Raw genomic sequence first — 11,641 nt, forward strand, 5'->3', positions numbered from 1 at the left:
GCGTGTCCGTCGGCTCATCGGTGGGCTCGTCGGTCGGCTCATCGGTGGGCTCGTCCGTCGGGTCCTCCCCGCCCGGGTTGGTCGGGTCTTCCCCGCCCGGGTTGGTCGGGTCGTCCGGCACGTCGTCACCGATGTGCAGGCCGACGCTGACCTCGGTGTCGTCGACCCCGAGGCCGAGGCCGATGCCCGCCGCCTGCGCCGCACCGGCGGCGGTCAGCGAGGCACCCGCGGCGATAACCGCACCAGCGGCTATCCGCGCGACGCGGATTCGCGTCTTCTTGGTCATCTGTTGCTACCCCCAGTAGCTGATCTTGTCGATGGAGCAGCCCTATGCGGTCCACGGCCCTGCGGGGTCACACACTCTGCAGGGCCACGCCGTACCGTGGTCATCCCGCCCGCCCCCGTTCACACCTGTCCCAGACATAAGCGTGCTGCTCTAGCACCCTGTCCAGAGATAAGGACTACGTCAAGGCCGTTCCGGGGGCATACGGGCCGCTATGGGGGTTCTTGACGGGTATTCGGAATCACGACTGTGACTCATTCGCCACACCTTCACCCCAACTCCCCTGCGCCCCCGCCCGGATGGGAACGCGGACGGGCCCGGACAGGAGATCCTGTCCGGGCCCGGAACCGTACGGCCGAGGCTACTTCTCGCTCTGCTTGCGCCAGCGGATGCCGGCCTCGATGAAGCCGTCGATCTCGCCGTTGAAGACCGCTTCGGGGTTGCCCATCTCGAACTCCGTACGCAGGTCCTTGACCATCTGGTACGGGTGGAGGACGTACGAACGCATCTGGTTGCCCCAGGAGTTGCCGCCGTCGCCCTTGAGCGCGTTCATCTTCGCCTGCTCCTCCTGGCGGCGGCGCTCGAGGAGCTTCGCCTGGAGGACGTTCATCGCGGACGCCTTGTTCTGGATCTGCGAGCGCTCGTTCTGGCAGGAGACGACGATGCCGGTGGGCAGGTGGGTCAGGCGCACCGCGGAGTCCGTGGTGTTGACGCCCTGGCCGCCGGGGCCCGACGAGCGGTACACGTCGACGCGGAGCTCGGACTCGTCGATCTCGACGTGGTCCGTCTGCTCGACCACGGGCAGCACCTCGACACCCGCGAAGGACGTCTGGCGACGGCCCTGGTTGTCGAACGGCGAGATCCGGACGAGCCGGTGCGTGCCCTGCTCGACGGAGAGCGTGCCGTAGGCGTACGGAACCTCCACCGCGAAGGTGGTCGACTTGATGCCGGCCTCCTCGGCGTAGGCCGTCTCGTAGACCTCGGTCTTGTAGTTGTGCCGCTCGGCCCAGCGGAGGTACATGCGCTGGAGCTTCTCGGCGAAGTCGGCGGCGTCGACGCCACCGGCCTCGGCGCGGATGGTGACCAGGGCCTCGCGCGCGTCGTACTCGCCGGAGAGGAGCGTGCGGACCTCCATCTCGTCCAGCGCCTTGCGGACGGACTCCAGCTCGGTCTCCGCCTCCGCGCGCGCGTCGGCGTCACCCTCGTCCTCGGCGAGCTCGAAGAGGACTTCGAGGTCGTCGATACGGCTGCGCAGGGCCTCGGTCTTGCGGACCTCGGCCTGGAGGTGCGAAAGCTTGCTGGTGATCTTCTGCGCCGCCTCCGGGTCGTCCCAGAGGGACGGCGCCGCCGCCTGCTCCTCGAGCGCGGCGATGTCGGCCCTCAGCGCATCCAGGTCCAGGACGGCCTCGATCGACCCCATGGTCGAGGAGAGGGACTTCAGCTCTTCGGAAATATCGACGACTGCCACGGGTCCAGCGTAACGGCTGGACGGGTGAACATGTCCCTCCCCCGATCCCGCACCCCCTCCGGGGCTGCTCTCAGGGGATCGTGGGCGCTGAATTCCGCGTGTCGTCGGGGGGGCTGCCGGGGTCGTCGCCGCTCGTGGCGAACCACCCGCCCACCCCTATCGCCGCACACAGGGCGACCGCCGCCACACCGAGGGTGATCCGGCGCTTGCGGACCGCCGCGGACTTGTTGCGGGCCGAGCCGGGGCGCGGCCGGCCGGGCGCGCGGGGGGCGCGGGCCGTACCGAGGGGGCCTCCGGAGAGCTCGTCGGGGGCGGGAACGCGCATGCTCGTGTGGGTGTCCCGGTTGGAGTCCGGGGAGGATCCGGGCACCAGCGGGACCGCGCCGCGGCGGCGGGGCTCCTCGGGGGCCGGGGTGTACTGCTGCTCGTCGTACGTCTGCGGCTCGGTCTCGTTGTCCGGCTCGTCGACGTCGAGCGGGGGTATCCCGGCCAGCAGCGGCAGCAGCTCCCGCAGCCGGGTCGCCAGCTCCGAGGCGCGCAGCCGGGAGGCGGGGGCCTTGGCCAGGCACTGCACCAGGAGCTGCCACAGCTCCTCGGGGATGCCCGGGAGCGGGACGACCGTCTCGGTGACATGGCGGCGCAGGACCGCCCCGGGGTGACCGCCGCCGAAGGGGGTGAAGCCGGCGAGCAGCTCGTAGAGCACGGTCGCAAGGGCGTAGATGTCCACGGCGGCGCGCGGCGGCAGGCCTTCGACGATCTCGGGGGCCAGGTAGTCCGGCGTACCGATGATCTTCGTGGCCTTGGTGCGGCGCGGGGTGTCGATCAGCTTGGCGACGCCGAAGTCGGTGAGCAGCGCGGGGTGCGAACCGCCGGGGCCGAGCGGGCCCTCCATGTCGAGCAGGATGTTCTCCGGCTTGACGTCGCGGTGGACCACCCCGGCGCGGTGCGCGGCGGCGAGGCCGTCGGCGACGTCCGCGATGATCGCCGCTGCGGCCTCGGGCGCGAGGCGGCGCTCCCGGTCCAGCCGGGTGCGCAGATCCGTGCCCCGCACGAGATCCATGACCAGGGCCAGGTCGGTGCCGTCCACCACGAGGTCGCGTACGGCGACGACGTGCGGATGGCCGAGCCCGAGCAGCGCGGTGCGCTCCTGGACGAAGCGGCCCACGAGCTCCTGGTCGGACGCGAGGTCCTCCCGCAGCAGCTTGATGGCGACGGGACCTTCCGGCCCCTCGCCGAGCCACACCGTTCCGGCGCTGCCGCGCCCCAGGATCTGGTGGGCGGTGTACCGGCTGCCGATATTCCGTGCCAAGACTGCTCCCTCAGCGGCTGGCGTTGACCCCCGGTCGACAAAGTTACGCGGCGAACGGGGTGTTGCGTGCCCTGGATGGCGCCAACCTTCACTTCTGCGGGCGAATTGGGCCCGCAGAAGTCGACAAAGACACGGACCGGGGGCGGTTACTGACCGGTTGTGCCGCCGGAGCCGCTTCCGCCGATGTCCTTGAACCAGTCGGTGACCTTACCGATGCCGTCCCCTATGGCGTCCCAGAAGCTCTGCCCCTGGGCGACCCAGTCCTGAAGCGGTGTCAGCTCCCAGATGAGCCAGGCGGCGACGACCAGCAGCACCACCGTGAACAGGCAGCCCTTGAGGCAGCCGAGGCCGGGGATGCGCATCGGGTTGGCGCTGCGCTGCCTCGGCTGGCGCGGGGCCGGCTGCTGCGGTGCGGGCTGCTGCGGGGGCGCGTACTGCTGCCGCTGCGCCGGCTGGGGCCGCTGCTGCTGCTGGGGCGGCGCCTGGTAGCGCTGGGGCTGCTGCTGCGGTGGGTACTGCTGCGCGCGCTGCGGCTGCTGGCGCTGGGGCTGCCGGTCCTGGGGCGGCTGCTGGCGCTGGGGGCGGCGGCGCAGCGGGTCCTGGCTCGGGTCGAGGTACTGGACCTGCGTCTGCTCGTTACGGTCCCGGGCGGCCCTGAGCTGGGACTGCCAGGGGTGCGGCTCGTCGGGCCCGGGAGGGCCGTCGGGGCGCGGCGGTACGGGCGGCATCATCGCGGTCGGGTCGGCCTGGCCGGCCCCGCCGGGGGTCTGCTGCATGACGCTGGTCGGGGCCGCCGGGTCGTACGAGCCCGCGGTGCTCGGCAGCACCTGTGTCGGGTCGGCCGCGCCCGGGGTCTCCGGGACGGCGGCGGGCGCCGGGTCGGGGGCGAGCAGGGCGCCCACGCCCTCGGCGGCGGCGATCTGCGCCGAGTTCGCGTGCACGCCGATGCCGGAGCCGACGGTGCGGAGCGCCCGGGCGAGGTTCACGGCGCTGGGCCGCTGGTCGGGGTCCTTGCGCAGGCAGCGCTCGATGACCGTCCACAGCGGCTCCGGGACGGTGCTGGGGCGCCGGGGCTCCTCGCTGAGGTGCCGGTGCAGGACCTCCAGCGCGGTGCCGCCGGCGAACGGCGGACGGCCGGTGACCAGCTCGTACAGCAGGATGCCCGCGCCGTAGACGTCCACGGCCGAGGTCTGCGGACGTCCCTCGGCGGACTCGGGAGCCACATAGGCCGGCGTGCCGACGAACTCGTGGGTCCGGGTGAGCCCCGGGGAGTCCGCGAGGCGCGCGATGCCGAAGTCGGTGAGCATCGGCGTCATGCCGCCGTCGCGCTCGTCGAGCAGCACGTTGGCGGGCTTCAGGTCGCGGTGGACGACGCCGTCGGCGTGGCTCGCGGCGAGCGCGTCCGCGATCTGGGCGGTGAGCAGCGCGGCGGCGACCGGGGTGAGCGGGCCGTTCTCCCGGAGATAACGGTGCAGGTCGGGCCCGTCGATGAGGTCCATCACCAGGGCGAGGAGATCGCCCTCGACGACGAGGTCCCGGGTGCGCACGATGTTCGGGTGGGTGAGCCGCAGCAGCACGGAGCGCTCGCGCAGGAACCGCATCACGACGTCCGCGTCGTTGGCGAGCTCCTCCTTGAGCACCTTGATCGCGACGGTCTCGCCGGGCTGCCCGGCGACGGCCGCCTCGGCGCCCGCGGTCTCCCGCTGGCGGGCTCGCCAGACGGTGCCCGTGGCGCCGCGTCCGAGCGGCTCCTCGAGCAGGTATTTGCTGCCGACTGGCCGCACGTCACGCGCTCCCTGCTGGTCGATGTGCTTGCGGTCCCCCGGGGCCCGCCGGATGTCCCGGCCCACTCTAATGCCGCCGTACGGGGCACCGGCCGGTCGTCCTCCGGCCGTGTTGCCACTGTGCCAGCGGGAAGACGTCTCCACGGAAGAGTTGGTTGCCGAACGAGTGTGCAGCACGTCCCCGGCAGGACCAAGCAGGCACTTTTACACCCACACTCGGCCATTCAAGATCACTAAGCGGTCACCCCCGGGCGTGTTGTCAGTGGCAGGTGCGAGGATGCCTGCAGCACGGAACCGTCAGGTCGGGAGCCTCACGGTCCGTGACGACCTGTACCGGACGACGCGTCCGTGCCGGGTGGGGGGAATCACAGGGCATTTCCCCTGCCGGGCACCCCGCGCAGAAGGGACCGCTGACGGCGATGCAGATCCGGCTGACCGTCCTCGCGCCGCGCAGCGGCCAGACCCCGGCGCGCGCCTGCGACGTGCTCGTGACCGCCCCCGCGGGGACGGCCCTCGCGGCTGTCGCCTCCAGCCTGGCCGCCGCGGTCTCCGGCCCCGAGAGCTCCCAGGGCGGCGGCGCCACCGTGCTGTACGCCGGGCGCGAGCGGCTCGACCCCCAGCGCTGCGCCCTCGGCGAGCCGCCCCTGGTGGACGGCACGGTGCTCTCGCTCCAGATGCCCGGCGAGGACGAGGCGGCCGACGACGCGGTGCCGGCGCGGCTGCACGTGATCGCGGGGCCGGACGCCGGCGGTGTCCACCTGCTGCACGGCGGGCAGATCCGGATCGGCCGTTCCGCCGAGGCCGACGTCCCGCTCGACGACCCCGACGTGTCACGCCTGCACTGCGCGGTGACGGTCACGGACGACGGCCGGGTGTCCGTCGCCGACCTGGGCTCCACCAACGGCACCTCGCTGGACGGCGCGGACGTCACGGACCGCCCGGTCCGGCTGGTCCCCGGCGCCCTGCTCAGGCTCGGCGAGTCCACGCTCCGGCTCACGCCCGGCACGCGTACGCCCACGCTGACGACGACACCGGACGGCGAGGGCCACCTGCGGGTGGCCCGCGCGGACGCGGTGGGCGGCGCCCCCGGGACGGACGGGGCTCCCGGCCCGGACCCGGACACGGCCGGGGGAGACGCCTCCGCCGGAGGAGGAGGTCACGGCCACACCGGCACCGGTGACGCCTCCCCCGCCTCTACGGGTCACGTCCCGTACGAGGCCCACGGCGACGGCCCCTCCGCCCCGCACGGTGGGTCCGCCCCGCACGTCACCCACGGCCGCGGCTCCGAGCTCGCCCCCGGGGAGGCCGCCAGACGCGGCGGCATAGCCGCCTGGGCCCGGCGGCTCAAGGGCGGCAGGGGAGAGCAGGCGCACGGGATGCCCGACGGCTCACCGGCGACAGGCCCGGAGCCCGGGGCCGCCCCGCACGCCCCCTCCGTACCCCCGCACTCACCCTCGGCCCCGGCCGGGACCTGGCCGGACCCCGCCACCGTGCTCCTCACGGCGCTCGGCCCCGGGCCCCGCCTCTGGGAGCGCGACACGACGCACCCCGAGGCCCTGGTCGTACGCCTCGGGACGACGGAGCGGGCCGACCTGCCGGCCGTGCCGGTCACCGTGGGGCTGCGGGAGGCCGGCTCGCTGGGGCTCGCTGGTCCACGGGCCCGGCTGGCCGGGCTCGCCCGCTCGACCGTCGCGCAGCTCGCCGCGCTCCACTCCCCCTTCGACGTCGAGATCGTGCTGATCAGCACGGACCGCACCCGGAGCCTGGATGAGCGGCGGCGCGAGTGGTCCTGGCTCGGCTGGCTGCCCCATCTGCGCCCCATGCACGGCCAGGACTGCCGGCTGCTCCTCGCGTACGACCGTGAGCAGGCGGCCGCCCGCGCGGCGGAGCTGGTGCGCCGCATGGAGGAAGGGCCGCTGGGGCCCGGCTGGGCGAGCGCCGACCGGACCTCGGTGGCCGAGGCCGCCCGGCAGCACACCGGGCCGCACACCGTGGTGATCGTGGACGGCGACCCCGGTTCGGCGGCGCTGCGCGAGACCACGGCCGGGCTGGCCGGTGCCGGAGCAGCCGCCGGGATCCATCTGATCTGCCTGGCCGAGACCCCGGCCGCCTCCCCCACCTCCCCGGTCGCAGCGACGTACGACACCGCCTGCCGGGCCTCGATCGCCTTCGGTGAGTGCGGTGCGGTCGCGATGCTCAGCGGCGATGTGGCGACCGCGCTGCGGCTGCTGCGCACGGCGGGCGGCCAGGCGGCGGGCCACGGCACCGTCGCCGCGGTGGACGCGGTGTCGGCGGCCTGGGCCGAACGGTTCGGGCGCGCCCTGGCACCGCTGCGGGACGAGGGCACGGCCACGCTGCCGGGCCGGCCCGTGGCGGCGGCGCTGCCCCCGTCCGCCCGGCTGCTGGACGAGCTGGGCCTCGCAAGGGCGACCCCGGCCTCCCTGATGGCGCGCTGGGCCTCCACCGCCGAGGTCCAGCCGGGCGCGACGGTGCGCACGGCCGCCTCCGGCTCCGGCGACCTGGACACGACGAGCTCGGGGCGCACCCTGAGCACCGGGCCCCGGGTGGGCGCGCAGCGCGAGTCCCCCGACGCCGGGCACACCCCGTTCCGGGGCAGCGGGCCGACCAGCTCGGGCTCGGGCTCCTCCGCGTACGCCCCCGCGAGCACCGGCTCCCCCCGGATCGGCGCGCAGCGGCGCGACAGCGGGGCCCCGGCGCCCACCGCCCCGGGCGGCCCGGGTTACGCGGGACGGCCCGTGATCGTCCTCGGCGCCGGCCCCCGGGGCCCGCTCTCCGTGGACCTCGCCGAGGAGGGACCGCATCTGCTGATCGAGGGCCCCACGGGCAGCGGCCGTACGGAGCTGCTGCGCGCCACCGCCGCCTCCCTGGCCTCCGCCGCCCGCCCCGACCGGCTCGGCATCCTCCTCATCGACGGCGCGGCCGGCGAGCAGGGCGAGCGGGGCGAGGGACTCCGCCCCTGCACGGAACTGCCGCACGTCTTCACCCACCTGGTGGCCTCCGACCCCGTACGGATGCGGGAGTTCGCCCAGGCGCTGGGCGGCGAGCTGAAGCGCCGGGCGGAGCTGCTGGGCACCCTGGACTTCGACGCGTGGCACGCGCGGTACGAGGAGTCGCTCGGGCTCACCGGCCGGCGCGCCGGCGGCGCCGCCGAGCAGCGCGGCGACCTCGAATCGCCCGCCAGCGGCACGCTGCGGCTGCGGCCCGCCGCCTCCCGCCCGATGGACCCCGGGCCCTCGCCCCTGCCCCGGCTGGTGGTCCTGGCCGACGACTTCGACGCCCTGGTGGCCCCGGCGCTCGGCAGCCCCGGCCGCCCGTCCGCCGGATCCGTCGTCCGGGTGCTGGAGGCCGTGGCCAGGGACGGCGGGCGCCTCGGCGTCCATCTGGTCGCCACCTCCGCCCGCCCGGACCGCACCGAGGACACGGAGCTGGCCCGGGGCGCGCGGCTGCGCATCGTGCTCGACCCGCCCGTCGTCCCCCCGTCCCCGGACGAGGCCGCCCCCGGCCGTGGGCGGCTGGGGCATCCGGACGGCCGGGTGACGCCGTTCCAGGGCGGCCGGGTCACCGGCCGCATCCCGCGTACGGCGACCCTGCGCCCCACCGTCGTACCGCTGGAGTGGGAGCGGATGGGCGATCCGCCGGCCCGCAGGCCGGTCCGCGAGCTGGGCAACGGCCCCACCGACCTGGCCCTGCTGGCCAGCGCCCTGGACCGGGCGGCCCGTTCGGTGAACGCGGAGCCGCTCCCGCCGCTGATCCCCGGACAGCGCTGATCCCCGGACGGCGCTGGTCTCCGGACTGCGCTGGTCCCCGGACACCGCTGTTCCCCTGGGCACTGCGGCCCGGGGCGACGTCACGAGCCCATCACGATCACGGAGTTGGCGCGGACAGCGGTATTGCGGCTCCGGTGCGCCGGGCATAGGACTGTGCGCACGGACGATGTGAACCGCACGACGTGAGACGTGAACGGCACTGCGGAGTCCCACCGTTGGTGCCGTCCGGGCCTCATGCGCGCGCAGGAGAGACGGGGCAGGGAATGCGCAGAACCCTTCGCATGCGTAGGGCCGCAGTGGTGTTCACCGCGATCGGGGCGCTGGCCCTCGCCGGGTGCGGCGACGACGGTGACGGCAAGGACAAGGCGGCAGACGGGTCCGGCACGACCGAGGACAGCGCGTCGACCGTCACCCTGCCGAAGCTCGACGGCGAGAAGATATCGGTCGCCGCGGTCTGGACCGGACCCGAGCAGGCCAACTTCACCAAGGTCCTCGACGAGTTCGAGAAGCGGACGGGTGCGACGGTCACCTTCGTCCCGGCGCAGGACCCGATCGTCAACTTCCTCGGTACGAAGATCGCGGGCGGCCAGCCCCCGGACGTCGCGATGATCCCGCAGGTGGGCGCGATCCAGCAGGCCGTGGCCAAGAAGTGGGCCAAGCCGGTCGGCAAGGAGGCGCAGGCCCAGCTGGGCAAGAACTACGCGCAGGTCTGGCAGGACCTCGGCGCGGTCGACGGCACCCAGTACGGCGTCTACTTCAAGGCCGCCAACAAGTCCCTGGTCTGGTACAACGCCCAGGCGTTCGAGAACGCGGGCGCGAGCGAGCCGAAGACCTGGAAGGACTTCATCGCCACGGCCGAGACGGTCTCCGCCTCCGGCGTCACCCCGGTCTCGGTCGGCGGCGCGGACGGCTGGACCCTCACCGACTGGTTCGAGAACGTCTACCTCTCCCAGGCAGGCCCGGAGAAGTACGACCAGCTGGCCAAGCACGAGATCAAGTGGACGGACCCGTCCGTCAAGGACGCCCTGACGACCCTGGCCGAGCTCTTCGGCAAGCCCGCCCTGATCTCCGGCGGCGCCGACGGCGCACTGCAGACCGAGTTCCCCGTGTCGGTCACCCAGACGTTCACCGGCGGCGACCAGCCCAAGGGCGCGATGGTCTTCGAGGGCGACTTCGTCTCCATCAACATCGCGCAGACCGAGGCGAAGATCGGTACGGACGCCAAGGTGTTCCCGTTCCCCGCGGTCGGCGCGGACTCCCCGGTGGTGACGGGCGGCGACGCGGCCGTGGCGCTCAAGGACACCAAGGGCGCCCAGGCCCTGCTGACCTGGCTCGCCTCGAAGGACTCGGCGAAGATCTGGGCCGAGGCCGGCGGGTTCATCTCGCCCAACAAGGAGCTGGACGCGTCCGCCTACCCGAACGACGTGCAGCGCAAGATCGCCGAGGCGCTGATCGACGCCGGTGACGACGTCCGGTTCGACATGTCCGACCAGGCCCCGCAGTCGTTCGGCGGGACGCCCGGCAAGGGTGAGTGGAAGACGCTCCAGGACTTCCTGAAGAACCCGAAGGACATCGCGGGGACTCAAGCCAAGCTGGAGTCCGACGCGGCCAAGGCGTACACGAGCTGACGGGATGACCACAGCGACAGCGGGGGGCGCGGAGAGCGCGCCCCCCGCCGACAAGCGTCCTGACACGGGCACGGGCAGGCGCCCGCGCGGAAGCGTGACCGGCACCCGCAGAACGGTCGCGGCGGCGTTCCTGCTGCCCGCCCTGGTGCTGCTCGGCGCCCTCGTCGTCTATCCGATCGTGTACTCGGTCTACCGCTCGTTCCTCGACCAGTCCGGCACCGGATTCGCGGGCCTGGACAACTACAAGGCGCTCTTCACGGACGACACCATCCGGACCGCGGTCAAGAACAACGCGATCTGGGTCGTGTTCGCGCCGACGGTCGCCACCGTGCTGGGCCTGATCTTCGCGGTGCTGACCGAGCGGATCCGGTGGGGCACGGCGTTCAAGCTGATCGTCTTCATGCCGATGGCGATCTCCATGCTGGCCGCCGGCATCATCTTCCGGCTGGTGTACGAGCAGGCGCCGGAGCGCGGCGTGGCCAACGCCGTGGCGGTGGGGGTGCACGACACGTTCGCGCAGTCCTCGGGCTTCCCGAAGGCACACCCGCTGCCCGTCCATCCGCTGAAGGCCGGTGGCGGCGGCTCCTTCGTGACGAAGGAACCGGTGCGCGCCGGGGAGCCGGTGAACCTGCCGCTGGTCGGTGTCGTCCCGGCGAAGATGCCCGGCGACGCGAAGCCCGCGAAGGCGCCCACCGCGTCCGGTGACGGCATCACCGGGACGGCCTGGCTCGACTTCACCAGGGGCGGCGGCGGAAAGCCCAACGTCGTCGACCCGAAGGAGCTCGGCCTCAAGGGCATCACCGTCGAGGCGGTGAAGGACGGCAAGGTCGTCGCCTCGGCGACGGCCGGAGCGGACGGGGTGTTCACCCTGCCCGCCTCGGCCGACGGCTCCCTGCTCCGGCTTCCGGCGGACAACTTCCGGGAGCCGTACAACGGGGTCGACTGGCTCGGACCGTCCCTCGTGACGCCGGGCATCATCGGCAGTTACGTCTGGATGTGGGCCGGATTCGCGATGGTGCTGATCGCGGCCGGCCTGGCGGGGCTGCCCCGCGAACTCCTCGAAGCGGCCCGGGTGGACGGTGCGAACGAGTGGCAGGTGTTCCGGCGGATCACGGTGCCGATGCTGGCCCCCGTGCTCGCGGTGGTCCTGGTCACCCTGATGATCAACGTCCTGAAGATCTTCGACCTGGTCTTCATCATCGCTCCGGGCTCCTCCCAGGACGACGCGAACGTCCTGGCCCTCCAGCTGTACCGCTCCTCGTTCGGCACGGACGCGGACCTCGGGGTCGGCAGCGCCATCGCCGTACTCCTGCTGCTGCTGGTGATCCCGGTGATGCTGTTCAACATCCGCCGCATGCGGAAGGAGGGGCGCCGGTGACCA

General features: G+C 73.4%; 6 protein-coding genes and 1 pseudogene. 3 read left to right on the top strand and 4 right to left on the bottom strand.

Annotated elements, in window-relative coordinates; all coding sequences use genetic code 11:
- The 4 genes and pseudogenes from JKV81_RS06385 to JKV81_RS06400 form a co-directional block, all read right to left on the bottom strand.
- Window positions 1-286, bottom strand: a pseudogene (locus JKV81_RS06385) (hypothetical protein); the annotation flags it as partial.
- Between the two features lie 358 nt (window positions 287-644).
- Window positions 645-1,751 carry a peptide chain release factor 2 gene (prfB, locus tag JKV81_RS06390; RefSeq protein WP_099172940.1) on the bottom strand — a complete coding sequence of 369 codons (1,107 nt, stop codon included), beginning with the start codon at window positions 1,749-1,751 and terminating at the stop codon, window positions 645-647.
- Window positions 1,752-1,821: 70 nt separating this feature from the next.
- Window positions 1,822-3,060 carry a serine/threonine-protein kinase gene (locus tag JKV81_RS06395; protein WP_129263687.1) on the bottom strand — a complete coding sequence of 413 codons (1,239 nt, stop codon included), beginning with the start codon at window positions 3,058-3,060 and terminating at the stop codon, window positions 1,822-1,824.
- A 146-nt stretch (window positions 3,061-3,206) separates the two neighbouring features.
- Window positions 3,207-4,844, bottom strand: a complete 1,638-nt coding sequence (locus JKV81_RS06400; protein ID WP_202075116.1) for a serine/threonine-protein kinase — start codon at window positions 4,842-4,844, stop codon at window positions 3,207-3,209.
- Window positions 4,845-5,263: 419 nt separating this feature from the next.
- On the opposite strand from JKV81_RS06400, the gene JKV81_RS06405 reads away from it, so the two are divergent.
- The 3 genes from JKV81_RS06405 (at window position 5,264) to JKV81_RS06415 (ending at window position 11,638) form a co-directional block, all read left to right on the top strand.
- Entirely contained in the window at window positions 5,264-8,632 is a 3,369-nt protein-coding gene (locus JKV81_RS06405) for an FHA domain-containing protein (protein ID WP_202075117.1), read from the top strand.
- A 263-nt stretch (window positions 8,633-8,895) separates the two neighbouring features.
- Window positions 8,896-10,260, top strand: coding sequence for an ABC transporter substrate-binding protein (locus JKV81_RS06410; RefSeq protein WP_202075118.1), 1,365 nt, complete (start codon window positions 8,896-8,898; stop codon window positions 10,258-10,260).
- Between the two features lie 4 nt (window positions 10,261-10,264).
- Entirely contained in the window at window positions 10,265-11,638 is a 1,374-nt protein-coding gene (locus tag JKV81_RS06415; protein WP_202075119.1) for a carbohydrate ABC transporter permease, read from the top strand.
- Window positions 11,639-11,641: the final 3 nt, after the last annotated feature.

The organism is Streptomyces silvae (assembly GCF_016745505.1).
Taxonomy (GTDB): Bacteria; Actinomycetota; Actinomycetes; order Streptomycetales; family Streptomycetaceae; genus Streptomyces; species Streptomyces silvae.

What these genes read in the sequence shown, in the direction of transcription:
- JKV81_RS06415 (WP_202075119.1), top strand. Translation starts at nt 10,265, where the DNA reads ATGACCACAGCGACAGCGGGGGGCGCGGAGAGCGCGCCCCCCGCCGAC.
- JKV81_RS06405 (WP_202075117.1), top strand. Translation starts at nt 5,264, where the DNA reads ATGCAGATCCGGCTGACCGTCCTCGCGCCGCGCAGCGGCCAGACCCCG.
- JKV81_RS06410 (WP_202075118.1), top strand. Translation starts at nt 8,896, where the DNA reads ATGCGCAGAACCCTTCGCATGCGTAGGGCCGCAGTGGTGTTCACCGCG.